The organism is Vibrio palustris (assembly GCF_024346995.1).
Taxonomy (GTDB): domain Bacteria; phylum Pseudomonadota; class Gammaproteobacteria; order Enterobacterales; family Vibrionaceae; genus Vibrio; species Vibrio palustris.
On sequence record NZ_AP024887.1, the window covers coordinates 806067 to 824892 of the forward strand.

Annotated in this window: 20 protein-coding genes and 1 tRNA gene; 15 read left to right on the forward strand and 6 right to left on the reverse strand. The window is 42.8% G+C overall.

All coding sequences use genetic code 11. The features are described 5' to 3' along the window. The first annotated feature begins 1 nt into the window (after position 1). The 7 genes from ccmD to OCU30_RS04000 are packed head-to-tail and all read left to right on the forward strand — an operon-like array spanning position 2 to position 5699. Complete coding sequence (ccmD, locus tag OCU30_RS03970; RefSeq protein ID WP_077311672.1) at positions 2–208, forward strand: heme exporter protein CcmD; 207 nt, start codon at positions 2–4, stop codon at positions 206–208. Beyond that, positions 205–687: a cytochrome c maturation protein CcmE gene (gene ccmE / locus OCU30_RS03975; protein ID WP_077311674.1), complete on the forward strand. Its 483-nt coding sequence runs from the start codon at positions 205–207 to the stop codon at positions 685–687. Before ccmD ends, ccmE begins: the two co-directional genes overlap by 4 nt. Further along, the gene (locus tag OCU30_RS03980) at positions 684–2636 is read left to right on the forward strand and encodes a heme lyase CcmF/NrfE family subunit (RefSeq protein ID WP_077311676.1); all 1953 of its coding nucleotides are present in this window, start codon (positions 684–686) and stop codon (positions 2634–2636) included. Before ccmE ends, OCU30_RS03980 begins: the two co-directional genes overlap by 4 nt. Further along, positions 2633–3196 carry a DsbE family thiol:disulfide interchange protein gene (locus OCU30_RS03985; RefSeq protein ID WP_077311678.1) on the forward strand — a complete coding sequence of 188 codons (564 nt, stop codon included), beginning with the start codon at positions 2633–2635 and terminating at the stop codon, positions 3194–3196. The genes OCU30_RS03980 and OCU30_RS03985 overlap by 4 nt, the downstream gene beginning before the upstream one ends. After that, positions 3193–3675, forward strand: a complete 483-nt coding sequence (locus tag OCU30_RS03990; RefSeq protein WP_077311680.1) for a cytochrome c-type biogenesis protein — start codon at positions 3193–3195, stop codon at positions 3673–3675. Before OCU30_RS03985 ends, OCU30_RS03990 begins: the two co-directional genes overlap by 4 nt. After that, a complete protein-coding gene (ccmI, locus tag OCU30_RS03995) occupies positions 3672–4889 on the forward strand; it encodes a c-type cytochrome biogenesis protein CcmI (RefSeq protein WP_077311682.1) in 1218 nt (405 codons plus the stop codon). Before OCU30_RS03990 ends, ccmI begins: the two co-directional genes overlap by 4 nt. Positions 4890–4943: 54 nt before the next feature. Then, positions 4944–5699 carry an MlaA family lipoprotein gene (locus OCU30_RS04000; protein WP_077311684.1) on the forward strand — a complete coding sequence of 252 codons (756 nt, stop codon included), beginning with the start codon at positions 4944–4946 and terminating at the stop codon, positions 5697–5699. Positions 5700–5707: 8 nt separating this feature from the next. On the opposite strand, the gene OCU30_RS04005 is transcribed toward OCU30_RS04000, so the two are convergent. The 3 genes from OCU30_RS04005 to sodB form a co-directional block, all read right to left on the reverse strand. Beyond that, positions 5708–6370 (reverse strand): SDR family oxidoreductase, encoded by a 663-nt coding sequence (locus OCU30_RS04005; protein WP_077311686.1) that lies wholly within the window; start codon positions 6368–6370, stop codon positions 5708–5710. 179 nt (positions 6371–6549) lie between these two features. Then, positions 6550–7053 (reverse strand): VC2046/SO_2500 family protein, encoded by a 504-nt coding sequence (locus OCU30_RS04010; RefSeq protein WP_077311688.1) that lies wholly within the window; start codon positions 7051–7053, stop codon positions 6550–6552. Positions 7054–7212: 159 nt separating this feature from the next. Beyond that, on the reverse strand, positions 7213–7797 hold the full coding sequence (gene sodB, locus OCU30_RS04015) for a superoxide dismutase [Fe] (RefSeq protein ID WP_077311690.1): 585 nt from the start codon (positions 7795–7797) through the stop codon (positions 7213–7215). 373 nt (positions 7798–8170) lie between these two features. Between sodB and OCU30_RS04020 the strand changes: the two genes are divergently transcribed. Then, positions 8171–8509, forward strand: a complete 339-nt coding sequence (locus tag OCU30_RS04020; RefSeq protein ID WP_077311692.1) for a Grx4 family monothiol glutaredoxin — start codon at positions 8171–8173, stop codon at positions 8507–8509. 87 nt (positions 8510–8596) lie between these two features. Next, on the forward strand, positions 8597–10582 hold the full coding sequence (locus OCU30_RS04025; protein WP_077311693.1) for a DNA topoisomerase III: 1986 nt from the start codon (positions 8597–8599) through the stop codon (positions 10580–10582). 115 nt (positions 10583–10697) lie between these two features. Here the strand turns inward: OCU30_RS04025 and OCU30_RS04030 are convergent, their stop codons facing one another. Together OCU30_RS04030 and OCU30_RS04035 are read right to left on the reverse strand one after the other, a co-directional pair. Further along, entirely contained in the window at positions 10698–11117 is a 420-nt protein-coding gene (locus OCU30_RS04030; protein WP_077311695.1) for a DoxX family protein, read from the reverse strand. A 375-nt stretch (positions 11118–11492) separates the two neighbouring features. Further along, positions 11493–12896 (reverse strand): HD-GYP domain-containing protein, encoded by a 1404-nt coding sequence (locus OCU30_RS04035; protein WP_077311697.1) that lies wholly within the window; start codon positions 12894–12896, stop codon positions 11493–11495. 470 nt (positions 12897–13366) lie between these two features. On the opposite strand from OCU30_RS04035, the gene OCU30_RS04040 reads away from it, so the two are divergent. The 5 genes from OCU30_RS04040 (at position 13367) to OCU30_RS04055 (ending at position 15444) form a co-directional block, all read left to right on the forward strand. Beyond that, positions 13367–13457 (forward strand) — tRNA-Ser (locus tag OCU30_RS04040). 79 nt (positions 13458–13536) lie between these two features. Then, positions 13537–14127 carry a DUF6538 domain-containing protein gene (locus tag OCU30_RS17310; RefSeq protein ID WP_306345659.1) on the forward strand — a complete coding sequence of 197 codons (591 nt, stop codon included), beginning with the start codon at positions 13537–13539 and terminating at the stop codon, positions 14125–14127. Between the two features lie 75 nt (positions 14128–14202). After that, positions 14203–14856 carry a site-specific integrase gene (locus OCU30_RS17315; protein ID WP_306345660.1) on the forward strand — a complete coding sequence of 218 codons (654 nt, stop codon included), beginning with the start codon at positions 14203–14205 and terminating at the stop codon, positions 14854–14856. After that, positions 14849–15232 carry a hypothetical protein gene (locus OCU30_RS04050; protein WP_077311701.1) on the forward strand — a complete coding sequence of 128 codons (384 nt, stop codon included), beginning with the start codon at positions 14849–14851 and terminating at the stop codon, positions 15230–15232. Before OCU30_RS17315 ends, OCU30_RS04050 begins: the two co-directional genes overlap by 8 nt. A 14-nt stretch (positions 15233–15246) precedes the next feature. Continuing rightward, positions 15247–15444 (forward strand): hypothetical protein, encoded by a 198-nt coding sequence (locus OCU30_RS04055; protein WP_024703260.1) that lies wholly within the window; start codon positions 15247–15249, stop codon positions 15442–15444. An 85-nt stretch (positions 15445–15529) separates the two neighbouring features. Here the strand turns inward: OCU30_RS04055 and dgt are convergent, their stop codons facing one another. Then, the gene (gene dgt / locus OCU30_RS04060) at positions 15530–16996 is read right to left on the reverse strand and encodes a dGTPase (protein WP_077311703.1); all 1467 of its coding nucleotides are present in this window, start codon (positions 16994–16996) and stop codon (positions 15530–15532) included. A 572-nt stretch (positions 16997–17568) separates the two neighbouring features. Between dgt and OCU30_RS04065 the strand changes: the two genes are divergently transcribed. Then, positions 17569–18681 carry a tyrosine-type recombinase/integrase gene (locus OCU30_RS04065; protein WP_077311705.1) on the forward strand — a complete coding sequence of 371 codons (1113 nt, stop codon included), beginning with the start codon at positions 17569–17571 and terminating at the stop codon, positions 18679–18681. The last annotated feature ends 145 nt before the right edge of the window (positions 18682–18826 follow it).

Here is an 18826-nt window from a genome sequence, read left to right on the forward strand (position 1 = left end):
CATGTTTTTTCATTCTTTACATGATTTCTTAGCGATGGGTGGTTATGCCGCCTATGTATGGAGTGCCTTTGGCATTACCTTTTTCTCGTTATTTGTATTGTCTTTACTCAGTGTCAAACGTCATAAACGTATCTTGGATGAAGTGCGTCAACAGCAAGCGCGTGAAACTCGAATAGAACGTGCCAAAACCATGGAGAATACTCTTTGACCCCTCGTCGTAAAAAGCGCTTAGCGGTAGTCGGTATCATCGTCGCTGCTGTGGCAATTGCCATCAGTTTGATGATTTACGCGCTTAATCAAAATATGAATTTGTTTTACACCCCAAGCCAGATTATTTATGGCCGTGATGGACATGTCCCTAAAGTGGGAGAGCGCCTGCGTGTCGGCGGCGTTGTGGTCGCGGGCAGTGTCAAACGTGATCCCGATGATCTCGATGTACGATTTAAGCTCAAAGATATTGGGCCTGATATTACCGTGCAGTACAGTGGCATATTGCCGGACTTATTTCGAGAAGGACAGGGCATTGTCGCGCAAGGCGTACTGATTGATAAGCATACCGTGAAAGCATCGGAAGTACTTGCTAAGCATGATGAAAAATATATGCCACCAGATGTAAAAGATGCCATGAAAGACAATACTGAATTTAATAAAGCGCAAGCCTCGAAGCGCAAGGAATCTCAACCATGATCCCAGAGTTAGGTCACTTTGCCTTAATCTTAGCCGCGGTGATGGCTGTGTTATTGAGCACGTTGCCGCTGCTAGGAACCCGCAATCAATCCCATACCTTAATCAGTACGGCTCGGCCATTATCATTTGGTATGGCCGCCTTCATTTCGTTTGCCTTCTTTGCACTCGCTTGGGCATTTTATCATAACGATTTTACCCTCGAATATGTCGCGCACAACTCCAATAGCCAGTTACCGTGGTATTACCGCTTAACGGCGGTATGGGGCGCTCATGAAGGCTCGTTACTACTTTGGATATGGATTCAAAGTTTATGGACCGTTGCGGTAGCCATCGGCAGTCGTAATCTTCCGGAAGAAGCGGTTGCTCGAGTTCTGGCAGTGATGGGCATGATCAGTGTCGGATTTTTGGCGTTCATTATCTTCACTTCGGATCCATTTACCCGTACGTTGCCGTATTTTCCCGTTGATGGCCAAGATCTTAATCCTTTACTGCAAGATCCTGGCTTAATTATTCATCCGCCAATGCTCTACACCGGTTACGTTGGATTTTCAGTGGCCTTTGCCTTTGCTATCGCGGCGCTAATGACGGGTAAGCTTGATACGGTTTGGGCGAGGTGGTCACGCCCGTGGACAACGGCAGCATGGATGTTTTTAACCGTAGGTATTGTATTAGGCTCTTGGTGGGCTTATTACGAATTAGGTTGGGGCGGCTGGTGGTTTTGGGACCCAGTAGAAAATGCCTCGTTGATGCCATGGATTGCGGGCACGGCGTTGTTGCATTCCTTAGCGGTGAGTGAAAAACGAGGGACGTTTAAAGCATGGACTGTATTACTGGCGATCATCGCATTTTCATTGAGCTTGCTGGGGACTTTTTTAGTACGTTCAGGCATTTTGGTCTCAGTACATTCGTTTGCTTCTGACCCAACTCGAGGCACGTTTATCTTGAGCTTACTCGTGATTGTGATTGGTGGCTCGTTAACGCTGTTCGCGTTAAAAGGGCATAAAATTCGCTCTGCCGGTCAGTTCAATCTTATTTCGCGGGAAAGTGCACTATTAACTAATAATATTTTATTAATGGCAGGCTTAAGTACCGTGCTACTGGGCACGCTATTGCCTTTAGTTCATAAGCAGTTAGGTTTAGGGTCGGTCTCGATAGGCGCGCCGTTCTTTAACTCCATGTTTGCGTGGTTAGCCATTCCGTTTACGTTGCTATTGGGAGTAAGCCCATTACTGCGCTGGAAGCGTGGTAACTGGAAGCCGTTATTGTGGCCCATGATTGGCAGTGCACTGATTGCCTTGATTTGCGCTTATGGTGCCGTAACTGTGCTTGGCGAGCACTTCAGTATCATGGCATACATTGGCTGGTTTATGGCGTTGTGGATTGTGGTTTTACACGCGTATGAAGTCTATTTACGAGCGACTCATCGTCATGCCTTTTTTATTGGGGTATGGAAAATTCAACGTAGTCACTGGTCGATGCTGGTCGCGCATTTAGGGCTGGCAGTGTCCATTATTGGTATTTCGATGGCTCAAAACTACAGCATCGAAAAAGATGTCCGTTTAGAGCCAGGACAAACTTTTCAACTACTTGATTATCAATTTCGTTTTGAAGGACTGAAAGCATTGAATGGACCTAACTATCAAGGTTATGAAGGTGCGTTCAGTGTCAGTCGTGACGGTAAAGTATTGAATACCTTATTTGCACAAAAGCGCCAGTATACGGTATCAAACTCTATGATGACCGAAGCGGCACTTGATACAGGTTTGACTCGTGATCTGTATATCGCACTTGGTGAGCCAATTGATAATACTCAGGCGTGGGCAGTCCGTATTTACTATAAACCATTTATCCGCTGGATTTGGGGAGGAGGGTTGCTGATGGCCTTCGGTGGTTTACTCGTGCTGACGGATCGTCGTTACCGCTTTAAGCGCCAGGGAGCAACCGCATGAAGAAACTGATTATCTTCTTACCTCTGGCGGCATTTTTGGTGTTGGTGGCGATTTTTGCCAGTCAGCTCAACGATAATGCCAACGGTGATGAGCCGACTAAATTAGAATCGGTATTGGTTGGAAAATCGGTTCCTGAGTTTTCACTGCCTGATTTATTTGCACCGCAAAAACAACATACGAATCGTTTGTTTACTCACAGAGATGGGCCTGTATTACTTAATGTATGGGCGACATGGTGCCCAACCTGTAAAGCAGAACATAAGTTCTTAAATCACTTATCCAAGCAGGGCGTGACCATTATTGGTTTGAATTATAAAGATCAGCGTCAAACCGCGATTGAGTGGTTGGGCAAGCATGGTGATCCCTACCAGTTATCTATTTTCGATAAACAGGGGTCTCTTGGCTTAGATTTAGGCGTTTATGGCGCCCCGGAAACGTTTTTAATTGACCGTAATGGGGTGATTCGTCATCGTCATGTTGGTGATGTCAATGCACAAAATTGGCAGTCAGAATTGCAACCCGTATACGAAAAATTGGTTGCGCAGCAGGAGGCACAATGACACGGCATACACTGTTCGCATTGTTATTTTTGATATTTTGCGCACCCGTAAATGCGGCTATTGATGTCTATCAGTTTGATTCTCCAGCTCATGAAAAGCAATTTCAAGAATTGAGCCATATGCTGCGTTGTCCTAAATGCCAGAATAACTCGATTGCGGATTCCAATGCAGATCTGGCTAAAGACTTACGACATAAAGTTTACCAAATGACCAAAGAAGGCAAAACCAAACAGGAAATTATTGATTATATGGTGGCACGTTATGGGGAGTTTATTACCTACAAACCACCGATGACGATAGGGACAATGATTTTATGGTTTGGTCCACTGTTGGTTGTGTTATGTGGTGTGCTGTTTTTATTGGTCCGTTCACGCCGAATTTCGAAAGAATCCCATTCAGAGCTTAACAATGATGATCATCAAGCCTACGTAGAAACATTGATTCGCAATGCAGAAAACAATAAGGAGCAGGGTAAATGATTAGCTTTTGGCTCTTCAGTATATTGATGGTAGTGATAGCGTTTAGCTGCGTCGCGTACCCGTTTTTAAGAAAAAAACCGAATGATGACCCAGAGCAGCGCGCCAAATTAAATGCTGAATTCTACCATCATCGTTTACATGAAATGACCGCCGAAGAAGACGCAGGTGTGATAGATGATCGCGATGCCTTAGTCGATGAATTAAAAAGTAGTTTGGCTCATGATGTGACGCCTGATAATACGCATAAAACGATTACAACAAGTAAAGGTTGGCCGGTAAAACGCTTATTACTATGCCTTTTTCTGGTTTTATTTGGCGCCACTTATGCGATTTATGCCTATGTCGGTAGTTATCAACAGATCGCACATTGGCAATCGATTAACAGCAATATCGAGCAATTACCTGAACAATTAAAATCCGCTAATGGACAAATCAGCCAAGAAAAGATGCAAGATTTGATTTTAGGCTTAAGAACGAAGCTATATCATCATCCCGATCAAGCGCAAGGCTGGAATCTACTGGGGCATGTGGCAGTATCTGGTCAGGATAGCCGCACCGCAATTGGTGCTTTGCATAAAGCATATCAATTACAGCCGCACAATACAGGTTACCAATTAGATTACGCACAAGTGTTGATTCTTAGCTCAGATAAAATCGATCAAGCCAAAGGACGAGAGTTATTGCAGCAAAGTATTCAGCAAGGTGACGGCGACCTACGTACTTATTCACTGCTCGGCTATGATGCTTATCAACATCAAAAATATGCAACGGCAATTAAGTACTGGCATAAAATGCAACAATCGATTGCCGAAGATGATCCTCGTTATGCTAAGATTGCGCGCAATATCGACAATGCGACTGTTCGCATGAATAACGATTTATCGGTCAGTGTACCGGTAACCATTGATTTCCCGTCTTCGTTGTCAGCTCCTGATGGTGCTGCATTGATAGTGTCTGTACATGCTGTTGATGGGAACCCAATGCCAGTGGCTGCGGTAAAATATACGAAACAACCGTTTCCACATAATGTGGTGTTAACAGATGATAACAATCTGATGCCACAACGTCGTTTATCTAAGCAGCAACGCGTTTTTGTCAAAGTCCGTATTGATTATGATGGTAATGTTTCAACCGGTTCTGGAGATTGGGTGGGGCAAAGCCAACCATTCTCTGTCGGAGATGCCGCCGATATTGCGTTAAAAAAACATCAATAATCGTCAGTTGTACTAAACCAATAGGCAAAATAAGCCTACTATTACGGAAAAATTATGATTAACCGCTTTATTTATACTGCTTTTTTAGGGGTGTTACTGATATTAACGGGGTGTAGCTCCACCCCAAGTGATGAGCAAGCATCCACACACTCTGATGTCAGTGATCCACTGGAAGGCTTCAACCGTACTATGTGGGATTTTAACTATAATTATTTAGACCCATACATTTTACGCCCGACTTCAGTCGCGTACGTGGATTATGTGCCAAGCCCTGTTCGGAGTGGTATATCAAACTTTTTTGGTAACCTTGATGAACCGTCAAGCATGGTTAACAACATCATCATGGGGAATGGTAAACAAGCTGTAAATCACTTTAACCGTTTTTGGATTAACTCCACTTTTGGTATTTTAGGCTTGTTTGATGTGGCATCTGCTGCGGGAATTTCGAAAGAAAGTGATCGCGAGTTTGGCGATGCCATTGGGTATTATGGCGTCGGCAAAGGGCCTTATATTATGGTACCGGGAGCTGGCCCCTATGCATTAAGAGAGTCAACTGATTTTGTTGATTCCTCTTATTTTCCACTCTCTTATATTAATATTTGGGCATCTTTGGGTAAATTTATTTTCCAAGGCTTGGATAGTCGTGCGGAGTTGATTTCACAAGAACCGATGCTAAACGACTCACCCGATCCTTATTTATTTACGCGTGATGCTTATATGCAGCATTTAGACTTTAAAGCTGAAGTGAAAAAAGACGATTACAACGCAGCGGAAGAGGCGAAAATGGACGATTATCTTGATCAATACTGATAAAGCCATTAAGTCGTCACAACTCGACCACTGAAATAATCATTGGTCACAATATACTCTGTATGACGAGTAAGCTCTGCATAATCGTTGGAGTGGTGTGGTTCTTCCTGTAAGTGAGGAATCACACCGCCGACGCGAATATTGTAGGGCATCAACTCCTTTGCCCAGCTCTGGGTGAACCCCGTTAGCATTGAACTGGTACTTTCTATTGCGTGTGCATCACTCACGCGATTAAACGACACCGTATTAATGATCACACCCTGGCTGTTGGACTTGCGCATGCGCTCTGCACAACGCTGGCCAAAGACAAAAAAATTATTGGTCATGATCCCCCATTGTGTCAAAAATGCATCTGTGTGCTCTGAAGCGGCAAGCAACGACGGCGGTGGGCTATTAGGCCAATGATTGATTAAGATATCGGGTGCTTGCTTGTACGTGTGTTCTATATAAGCCAATAATGCGTCGATGTCATTGGTTGGTGTCGCGGATAGCGTATAAGCGATAGCCGGTGCTTTTAATGAATGACATAAGGTATGGGTTTGTACGAGTAATTCCGCTTGATGATCACAAAGCACTAATTTTGCGCCTAGCTCCGCGTAATGCTGACTTAACATTCGTCCCATCAACGAACCTGCTGAGGTGATCAGGACCACAGCATCTTGTATTTTCATGAACGGCATATCCCTGTCAGTGAGTTTTACGCATCGGTGCGTGTCGAGTCATCACAGCATGAGCAATAACCACTATTCGTGGTGTGAAATACGTCAAATAAATTCATTCACTGATGTAGTCGGAAGTCAAAGTGAGGGGTCAAACAGGAATTGTAAGGAGAGTGGGAAACATGGAGAGTTTACGCTTGAGCGCGAATTTGGTCACAGCGCATAGCAGTATTAAGTTGTTGATATAAATCCGCAGGTAAGTTTTTCGTTGGCTGAGTTTGTGCAAGATGACGGCGATCATGTCCAGATAAGTTGTGATACACCTCTTCAGGTAGGTTGTACGTATCTTCCGGAAGGTAGGTAAGCGCATCTGGGGTTAAATAATGACTAAGCTTGGCACTGGGTAAACCACTGGCATGAAACAACGATGCTTGGTTTTCCGACATTGCATAGGAGCTTTGATCGTTACGCAGAGCTTGCGGGGCTTGTAATTGGAAGCGTTGACGTAATAAATCATCGGTTGTGATCGGCGCTTCAACATGCTCGACGGGCGTATTATCACGCACATCACCTGAGAACATGGCGAGCATTAGTGAAAAATCGGCACGACGACGCTGATGCACGGCATGGCTCATGCCATTGCCAACCGTCAGTTCGTTAATTAAAGCCGCTTTATCTAATGTGTGTACTTGCATGAGGTTCTCCGTTGCTTACGGATAATAACGGCTTGATAATCTGAAACTTTAGCCGCTTCCTCAATTAATTTATGACTCTCTGATGAGATGGCTTTCAGACAAGCATAAAAAAGCCTGCTTAATGCAGGCTTTTCTCATCATATCGTTAACGAAACGAACTTATTTTGCTAGGTTTTTAGCAACGAAGTCCCAGTTAACTAGATTCCAGAATGCTTCCATGTAGCTTGGACGAGCATTACGGTAATCGATGTAGTAAGCGTGTTCCCAAACGTCAACAGTTAGCAGTGGAGTCACACCTTCTTCAGTGATTGGTGTTGCTGCGTTTGAAGTGTTAACAATTGCGACAGAACCGTCAGCTTTTTTCACAAGCCAAGTCCAGCCAGAACCGAAGTTCGCAACTGCGTTGTTTGTGAATTGAGTTTTGAATTCTTCAAAAGAACCGAACGCTTTGTTGATCGCGTCTGCAACGTCACCAGTAGGTTCGCCACCAGCTTGTGGTGCAAGACAGTTCCAGTAGAACGTGTGGTTCCATACTTGTGCTGCGTTGTTGAATACGCCACCTGTAGAAGTTTTGATGATCTCTTCTAGAGATTTGTTTTCAAACTCAGTACCAGGGATAAGACCGTTTAGTTTTACAACGTAAGTGTTGTGGTGTTTACCGTAGTGGTACTCAAGAGTTTCTTTTGAGATATGTGGTTCTAGCGCATCTTTCGCGAAAGGAAGTGCAGGTAGTTCAAATGCCATTGCTCATTTCTCCATTTAGTTATGTTTGAAAGAGCGAACTCTTTCATAGATTGCTTCCAGTGTTATTATTTTTGCCCGTTTTGCATAAACAGTATAGCTCATACTTTCGGGTTAATCGTCTTACGACTGACTGCAAATCATTTTAGCAACTTTTTACTTTATTTAAAGCCTGATCTGTATAAAATCTGTGAAATCACACAGTGTTAGAAACATCATTGAGACAGAATACAGCCCAGCAAGTTGGATAAAATGTAGTCATATTGTTGACTGTGCCAGCATGACAAAGTAAAGCCCATACGTAAAGAGGGCTTTTTATTCTGTGGTAATGATTTAGAATGGACATATAACTAAGACCGAATCCAACGAGGAAGCAATGGAAACTATCGACAAAATTAAACAGCAAATCTCTGAAAATGCCATCCTTCTTTACATGAAAGGCTCACCAAAGCTACCTAGCTGTGGTTTTTCTTCTCAAGCGAGCCAAGCACTTATGGCTTGTGGCGAAAAGTTTGCCTACGTAGATATCCTGCAAAATCCAGATATCCGTGCAGAACTGCCTGTATATGCACAATGGCCAACGTTCCCACAACTTTGGATTGAAGGTGAGTTGATCGGTGGTTGTGACATCATTTTGGAAATGTTCCAAAAAGGTGAGCTAAAAACCTTGGTCGAAGAAGCAGCAGCACGTCAACCAAGTGAAGACGAAGAATAATACTGTACATAAGCACAGTTTTTCTTGATTTTATAAGGCCACATTCGATAATGTGGCCTTAGTTTTTTATAAAGAGTACCAAGCCAGATGACGCGGTTGTTTATAGCAGAGAAGCCAAGTTTAGGGCGTGCGATTGCCGATGCCTTACCGAAACCTCAGAAAAAAAATCAAGGGTGGATCACCTGCGGTAATGGGGACATCGTGACTTGGTGCATTGGGCATCTGTTAGAACAAATCGAACCTGATGGTTATGATGAGCGCTATAAAAAATGGAACCTTGCTGATCTTCCTATTATTCCCGACCAATGGCAGCTTAGGCCACGTAAAGCCGCCAGTAAACAGCTTACGGTTATCAAAAAGCTCGTTAAACAGGCTGATCATGTCGTCCATGCTGGCGATCCCGATAGAGAAGGGCAGTTACTTGTCGATGAAGTGATTGACTACTGTAAGCTTGCTAAGCGTAAAAAAGACACGGTTGAGCGCCTGTTGATCAGTGATTTAAACCTACCAGCAGTAAAAAATGCGTTAGGTAAGCTGCGCTCAAATCGTGAGTTTATTCCGTTATCAGTATCCGCTCTTGCTCGCTCACGCGCCGATTGGCTATATGGCATGAATATGTCGCGTGCCTATACGTTACTTGGACAGAAAGCTGGTTATCAAGGCGTGTTATCTGTCGGACGAGTACAAACACCCGTTCTAGGGCTTGTGGTACGCCGTGATGAAGAGATCGAGAACTTTGTGCCCAAAGATTATTTTACCGTTGATGCCTTGATCCCATATCAAGGCGAGCAAGGGATATTTGATATTCGAGCACGCTGGAAACCTAGTGAGGCTTGTCAGCCGTGGCAAGATGAAGAAGGGAGAGTGCTGAATCGTAAGTTGGCTGAAAATGTGGTGCAGCGTATTCAAGCACAACCCGCCACGGTGACCGAGTCCGAACAAAAGAAAACACGCCAAGCACCGCCATTGCCATATTCGTTATCTTCGCTACAAATTGACGCCGCCAAACGCTTTAATTTTAGTGCTCAGCAGGTATTAGATACTTGTCAGAGTCTTTATGAGAAACATAAGCTGATTACGTACCCACGTTCTGATAGTCGTTACCTGCCTAAAGGGCATTTAAGTGAAGTCGGCAAAGTGACTCAGGCTATCGCTAACAATGCTAAGGAGTTACAAACGGCAGTCAATGAGGCGGATTTATCGCTGCAATCGAAAGCTTGGAATGATAAAAAGGTGGATGCTCACCACGCGATTATTCCGACACCAAAACAAGCAAGTAGTAACGGCTTATCAGGCAATGAAATGAAAATCTATCAGCTGATTGCACGCCAATATCTTATGCAGTTTTATCCAGCAGCTGTCTATGCCGAAGCGAAATTAGTGTTCGATATTGCTGGTGGAGTGTTTATTGCCAAAGGTCGCCAGCTTATTTCTGCAGGCTGGAAAGTGCTGATGGGCAAGCAAGAAGAAGAAACAAGTGACATTGCGACAGTGCCAGCGCTGGATAAAGGCACGGTATTAACCTGCCGAGAGGGCGAGTTGACCGCACGTAAAACAGAGCCGCCACGCCCGTTTACAGAAGCGACACTGTTACAAGCTATGACGGGAATTGCGCGTTTTGTTGAAGATAAAGAGCTAAAGAAAATCCTTAAAGATACCGATGGTCTTGGCACGGAAGCAACGCGAGCAGGAATATTAGATACGTTATTCAAACGCCAATTATTGGCGCGGCAAGGCAAAACAATTGCGAGCACACCCGCGGGGCGCGGATTAGTCCATGCATTGCCAAGTGAAGCCACCTATCCAGACATGACCGCGCATTGGGAGCACCAACTGCAAGCCATGGTTGAGCGTGGGCAAGCCTATCAACCATTTATGCAGACACTACAACAGCGTATTGAACAGTTAATGCAGCAAGTAAAAACAGGCCCAGTACCAGACTCATTACGCTCTTTACCTAAAGTTGAACGGCCTGCTTTTAAACGTCGTAACTCTCGTAAAGCCAGCGGTGCGAGTGCTTCAAATCGCGCCAGCAAACGCAGTACGTCTAAAGGACGGCAACAGCCGCGTTAATACATGCCATCGCCCCTCTCTAAAACACTAGAGTGGGGCGCAATTAAGAGACTTGCTTGGCGATTTATAAACGCCTGCCTAAGAATATAAAGGTAGCGTGTTGGTATGAGGGCGATTAATCGCGAATCAACGCGTATTTGCCAGAGCCTAACAACGCAATAACCATACCGGCAATCATATAAACAGCGATGTCTTCGGCGACCCAGCTGCCTACCTTGGTGAGACTAAAAAAGTGGTCGCTGTGCATCAATCCCATGACGACGACCCCTGTACCAACCACAAGTAACCCCGCGATACGTGAATAAACGCCCAGAATGAGCATGAGAGGAGCAACCACTTCGCCCAAATACACCGCATACGCAAAGAAAGCAGGTAAGCCTAAATCCACAAATAGCCCTTCAATGAATCCAGTCCCGGTTTCTATTTTATGAATACCATGTAAGAGGAACAGAAAGCCGAAACCGACACGCAATATCAATTTGGCCATATCTGGGTGGTGTAACCATTTATTTACTTTTTCTATAAGAGCAAACATGATTGGAATCCTTCTCGTTAGTCAAAACAAATAGTTATAGTATGGCTAGCTTATCCATATCACTATAGTGTGGCGCTCTGTTATCACGGTTCACGTTAAGCGCGTTACCATGCCATTGGCTTATTACCCACATTAGAGTAAGTCAGCATAGAGCATAAGGGGCAGGCTTGTACCGTCACCATCGAATTTATCGACCAATATTATTGTTTTAAATCAAGACACTTTACTAAGAATTATGATTTTGTAGGCACGCGGTTCATACGAGCGAGAGACGAGGCTCGATTAGAAGAAATACCGAATAATGGACAGGTTGCGCCTTTCAATATTCGAAAGGCGGACTGAGCGTGAAGGCGTTGGCTGAAAGCAAGCGTGAAATTAGAGTAAAGGCGAGGTTTTAACTTCAGAATGCGCAAATAATTCGTCGTCCACCGGTAATGCAGCAATGGTGCGTTTTAACGCTTCAAAGCAGTGTTTATCGATAGCGGTTCCAACATTCTCATGCATAATTGTCAGTGTTTTTTGTACGGGAACTGCCGCCCGATAGGGCCGCTCTGCGGTGATCGCATCAAAAATATCGGCGGTTGTGATAATGCGGGTTAATAGTGATAAGTCGTCTCCCGTCACGCCATTGGGATACCCCGTTCCATCGAGTTTCTCATGATGAGAAGCCGCAACATACGCAAAGCGCTCAAGCGGTGTGATCAATTTTAAGATATCGTAGGTGTAATTGGCATGCTTTTTCATTTCCTGCCATTCATCTGAAGTCAGTTGAGTCGGTTTATCTAAAATCGTATTACTGATGCCCAATTTGCCCAGATCGTGTAAGCGCGCCGCTCGGCGCACCCAAACGCGGTCTTCTTCTAATAATCCAAGTTCTTTGGCAATCATATCACTGACGATACAAACTCTTTCACTGTGCCCAGCGGTAAACGGACTTTTCGCATCAATAATAGACCCAAATGCCGCAACAATACGGTCAAAATAATCGTCACTAATGTCGTAGTTCGCTTGTTCGGGCGCCATAGACAACACCTGTTCACTAATGCTTTTGGCTAATAACGGTTTATATACCCGTTCTTTTTTTAATAAAGTAATCGCAATCGACACTATGTCAGGATCGAGCCACGTGCCAGCACGTTTACGTAATTCTTTAATCGTCGCTTTCATCCCTTTTGAGTGATGAAATACATCAATAATCTGTGAGGTAAGGGCAATACGAGCGTACAGAGGAATATCTGAGCCACTGACACCATGAGGAGAGCCGCCACCGTTCCAATGCTCATCTAAATTGTAAATGCTGGTGGCGACATCTTCATTAAAGAGTAGCTCACGTGCAATATCGGCACCACGCGTGCAGCGGGTATGAATGACTTCATTCGCGTAAGTGGAACCATTTTTCAAAATATCTAAGGTGGTTTGAAAACGTTGATGCCAATGTTGATTACTACCGGCATTTTTCAGCACGAAACTAAGCGCGCCACTTAAACTGGTGTTCATGGTTTTAAAGCGATTTTTGAGTTGACGTTCATCCGCGCCGTATAACTGACAAATCCGCGCCGCATTACTGCTGCATCCCGTATCTTTAAGTAGAATAGTAAAAAACAAATCGTGTAGCTGGGCCTCGTTGAGCTGTAAGGCTTGCCCGATATGCATGCCGACCCAGCAACACCGCATGCAATGTTCAACTGGTTGGCCTTCCGTCATATCTAATGCGGTTGTTAACGAGAGTATCAACTCAGATTGGCTAATAGTTGTGGTTTTAGGTATATAATTTGTCATGCGTACTCTACTGCTCGAAACATAATCTATGGTATGCCTAGTGCGGTACACCATTATTGAAAACTGCCTGGGTGACAGGCAGTGGTAAAGCTTGAGAAGTACACATGCATGATGACGCACTTGTGAAGGCATTACCTAACGCGATATAGATGAAAAGTGATGGTGATGCTTGTGCCACTGGTGCGTAGCATAGGCTGACCACCGTTAAACGGCATCAGTATTGTTGATGCTTAAAAGTATAAGAATAGAACATGAAAATGAATATAAAGCGAAGATCCATGATATTTTTACGTTTTTATCGGTTTGCATTTCCCCCTACCATGGACTTAAAAACGTAGAAAAGAGAGGGGAAGAAATGATTTATCGTTTTGTTTTTATACAAAAAGACCAGAAATGGTTATTTAATCCTCAAACAATCACTTAAGGGCTTTACAGGGTTAGCCAGTCTAGCTATTATTCGTTCCAACAAAGGAGAGATGGCTGAGTGGTCGAAAGCACCGGTCTTGAAAACCGGCAACCGTTAATAGCGGTTCTAGGGTTCAAATCCCTATCTCTCCGCCATATTCAAGCCCTTGATTTATCAAGGGCTTTTCTCGTTTTAAAGCGAACAAATGTCACCTAATACAAGTAGGTGACACATATGTATTTGATTAAATTGAGCAATAACGTGTTTTATACACGTATTTCCACTCCTGTTGCACTACAGACTTCTCTTGGTTATCCAATAGAGATTCGTCTATCTCTTTTCACTAAATATCGTCGATTAGCGACCAAACGAAATGCTCAGCTTGCTAGCGCGATTCACACGCTACATGAACAAGCTTTAGCAGAAAACATCCCTTATACAGATTTTAAGATTAGCTTATCTAAAAAGGTGGCGGAGATTCGCCAACAGTTCTGCTCTAATCTTCCGCATGTAGACAACCCACAGTCAAAATGTACGTCAATGAGTATGGAGACCCGAGCAATGCCTGCTCCTGCTCCTGCTCCTGAAGAAAGCCTAAGCAGTCCTTTGGTTGGAGCACAAGAACTTACCACCGAGTTAAATAACTTTATTCGTAGTAAACGTCTAGAACAAGTAACGCCTTTGACTCTAACTCAATTAAATCAGCGGTGTACTAACTTCTTGAACTATCTAGCCAAACAGGAGATATGCTTATCTGCGAAAGCTGCCAACACTTACAGAGATCACTTAATTGAAAAAGGATTAAGTGCAAAGACAGTAAAATAATACATTGCAGCCAATAAGCAGTTCTTTGATTACTGTTAACGAATTGAACTCATTGAGAAAAATGTCTTCAAAGCTATTAAAGCACAGAAAAATCGTGGAACAAAAGCATCACAGCAGCGAGACCGCTGGCAGTTAAAAGAGCTTCAAAAGTTATTTTCTAGCTCCGAATATCGTAAAAAAGACGCACAATTTAATTGGACAACCAAGATACAGCTATACCACGGTTGCCGTCCTTCCGAAGTTTGCCAGTTAACGACCAGTGACATTCAAATGATTGAAGATGTCCCATGCATCACGGTTTCCGATTCTGACACTGAACAGCGGCTAAAAACATCCAATGCTTTCCGCACTATCCCTTTGTACAATCAATTGATAAAAGAGGGTTTTCTTGATTATGTGCAAGAGCGCCGAGAACAAAAACAGAAACAGCTTTTTGATTATAAGCCGCACGGAGAAAACAAAGATTGGTCATTTCGATACCGTACCAACCTCGGGAAACTGCAAACCACAATGGGAATGAAGCCCAATGCTCGACCAACGGCTTACTCATTCCGACACACTTTTATCGATGAGTTAAAGATTGCTAATACACCTGAGCACATAGTGGCTGAGATTGTAGGTCATGCTCATCCCAATATCACCTTCGGACGATACGGAAAACAAGCGAATATTCAGCAATTAAATGAAGCAGTTAACAAGTTTCCATCAGTAGAGGTGATGTATGCGTAAACTAGCAAACTTTGAGCTTAAAGCGATTCTAGACGCCATTGAGCATGCTGATTTTACAAATAACTATGACTTCTTCAATCTGTTAACTTGTGGTATATCAATTGAACAGATTAGAGCAGTATATAGGCTCAAATCAGCTTTGCAGCGTGACTCTTCTAAAACGATCTTCGATTATCCCTTGTTTCTTGATCAAATTTACTCGAATGTTGAGTCCTTCTATTCAGTGAAAGAGGCTCTTGGATACGAAGTTGATACCCAAGAAATAGAGCGGGAAGATAAGCTTATATTTCTTATGCAATTTTTAGCTGAAAACAAAATGCAACTCAGTATAGACCGCCGTAATACACCGTACTCTATTGCAATAAATCTAGGCTAGGAAGGAGCTTTAGTATGGAAGACATTCATAAACAATTAAGTGTCAGCAAATCATTTCTCAACGATACATTTGCCATGATACGTATTGCGAAAGATGGTGAAGTATGGGTGCAGTATTCAGATAAGCTTGATATACCCACTGGCATAAAAGCTATGCGTATTACCGCTAAAGTTCTAAGAGTTATAGCTACTGAGTCAACTAACAACAACTGACAAGGTTTTCAAACCCGAGATAAAAGCGGCTTATAGCGAGCCGCTTTTAAAAATAAGTTGAAGTTTTAGACGTTTGTTGGATTAATTACTTAGATGCACTAAGATTTTGGTATTGTTCTAGAGCGAAACCATCAGTCATACCACTAATATAATCAATTACTAACCTGGAACGATGATAAATCTCAGTTAGCTTTTGGGCGTTTGAAGGGGTATCAGCGGCATAGAGATCAGATACTGCCGAAAAATAAGTGTTCTTATGTTTACTCGATAACTTATGGAATAAACGTGTTTCAATCGGATGACTTTTTAACCTGTTGCTTTGTGCTAGCGTCTTAAACTCCGAGAACGATAGTTTGATCAACGGAGAATAAATTTCCAACAGCCCAGATATTACTGCATATCCCTTTAGCTCCAAGTTTTCAACTTCAGCATGATTAAATACATTTTCTATCGAGAGAAGCCTTAAAGTCTCGGTTGCAAGATTGTACTTATCACACCCATCAAGCAAAGACTCATCAAAAGCCCCCGAAAAAACCAAACCATGGTTTTCAACATAACGGCTAGCTGCATAGTGTGCGAGATCATTAACTAAAGTCGTACGAAGTGTCAAAATATAGGCATGGTTACTATTAAATTTCTGCTCTCTAGCTTTTTCCATAGCTTTTCCAGAGATTTTTAATAAGTAACCCTCATCTACTAAAGAGTCGTCAACGCCATCTTTTCCTCGGAAAGATTCCCATATTCTTGCTATTTCATAATGGAGTTTATCTATTGATAGAATACCTTTATCGACGGCATCATCAACGTCGGCAATGCAGTAAGATATATCGTCAGCAGCCTCCATAATGTAAGTTAGTGGGAATCTTGCACCATCTTCAATCCCAAGGTTTTCTTGTATAGATTTGTACAATGTTTCTTCCGTCAGGTAAAAACCTGGCTTCTTTTTTCTGTATTTGAACTCATCATTAGCAGATGAAGGCTTATCTTCATAAGCGGCTCTCGTATATTTTACCAAACAAGCCAATTGCGTATATGTAAGATTCAAAGCTTGTATTTGATGTAGTAGTCTAATCCCTTGGGCATTACCTTCAAAATTACAAAGATCTTTAATTAACTTCTGACAATCTGTTTCTTCACCAAAAGCATCTTGTATGGTTTTAGAGAGAAAGGACTTAGTCCATAAATTAATAGCCTCTTCGCCAAAATGACCAAATGGTGGATTACCAATATCATGTAGCAAACATGATACCTCTACAGCACTAACAAAACCTTCCGAATACTCTGAGAGGTCAAACCCCTGCTTACCAAGCTCTTTAAGAATAATTTTACTTATGTAGCGACCAACTTGCTGAACTTCTAGCGAATGCGTTAAACGACTTCGAACAGCTGCATTAGATTCTAATGGGAAAACTTGCGTTTTCTGTTGTAAACGCCTTACGGCGGCAGAGTTGACTGCTCTGCCACGATCGCTTTCCATTTCTTCATTGAAATCGCGATCTCCAATAGTGGAAGTTCGATATCTATCCGATTTTAGTTTTTCTTCATAGTTCATATTGTTTCCAACTGACAATACAGTTTACAAAATACAGACAATACCTACATATAACACGATAGTAAACTGATTACATAGTTAACCATTAGCTAAAATAGGTCAACAAATGGCAAGAGAAACACATCAAGCTTATTGAGCTAAACCACTTTGGGGATAAAAAACTAGTCCATACGCCATAATATCTAAACTTTGGCTCCTTCTGCGATAAGTGACTAAAGTTCACCAAGCATGTCTTTCAGTCCATTAAGCCAACCCCAATCGTCTTAGCATTTCAGAGATTGCTACTTTTCACAATCTTCCCCTACCAACCAATCCACTGGTTATTTTTTGACCGAACGGAGCATTTTTTTCAAAAAATTTTCTAGCTCAAAAGTCTCGATAAGCTCAATGCGTATAGGTTTGAAAAATAATTGCAAAATCGATATCGGTTGTTTCTTATTATTGAAAACTCATATCAAAAGTAAATATTTTATTGTTAATTTTCAATTACTTACATCATTGGCGACTGTGGTTTTTAGCCGTAACTTCCGTTTTGACGAATGACTTGCATTCGATAAAAAACGGAAAATATTATGAAAACTATTACAACTACAAAGTTACCAACTGTAAAAGACTACATCGACGCATATCTCATAGAGAGAAAATATTGTTCAGCTCCCTCGACATTAGCCTCCGATCTCAGCAGAACAAAGAATATAAACGAGGCATTGGGAGAGTTCGCCATCAATGCAGTTAGCCACTCTCAGATTAATACGCTTCTAGTAAGTTGGCACGAGCGCTTTAGCAACAAAACCATCAACGAACATCTGACAATCTTGCGTCGTATTTTTTTGAAAGCGGTACGTGATGGCGTAATTGCCCGAAATCCAATGAAAGGCGTACAGAACTACAAAACGGTAGAACTGGAGCCAAACCCTTTCACAAAAAAGGAATTAGCACGGATGTATGAGTGCAAGAATGTCTGTACCCAAGGACAGAATGCCGTAATGCTGAATCTGCTGACAGGTCTTCGTATCAGTGAACTAATAGCATTGTCTTGGCAAGATATAAACTGGGAACGCGAAGTGCTCTATGTCCGTCGCGCTTGTGTATTGAACATTTATAAATGCCCAAAAACTAGAGGCTCGGTACGTGAAGTTGATTTAAATCCACTTGCTTTAAAGCTATTGAAAAAGCAGCTGAAACTGACAGGAAAGCGCCGCCCACAAACAATCAACATTCTTGAATGCGACAATAAAACATTCACGAAAGACTCTGTCAGTTTCATTTTCCTAAATATAAAAACGAATCAACCATTTACTGATGCTAAAGAATTCACAGAGCGATTCTTCATCAAATTTCTAGAACAAGCGGATGTGGCTCATAGAGGTGTCGGTCAGCTACGTCATACATTTGCTTCCCAGTGCCTAACCGCAGGGATCAGCAAAGACTGGCTCGCGGTTCAAATGGGACATAAAAGCACAACAATGATCGACAAACACTATGGTCGATGGATTCGTGAAGACTCACCCAACTACGCAAGAGAGGCTGCGCAACACCTTCACGAGATATTCGGCCTACCGCAAATAAAGCCAAAAGTGACTTTACCTTCTGTTCCACACTCTTCGTTAGTGTTGTTGAAAAAACTTCAGTCCAAACCACAGCTCATTCAACTTCTTGAAGGCATGCTGGAGAGCGACAGATGAGCACGGTGACCATTGAGACCAAACATAAAGTCGTACATTTTGAAAATGTGACGACATGGCAACCCGCTACGTTTCCGTCACACTTTTGCTCGGAAGCTGCGGGCAAGAGAAGGCTCTCTTGACTCTCTAACTCGACCTCTTGGAG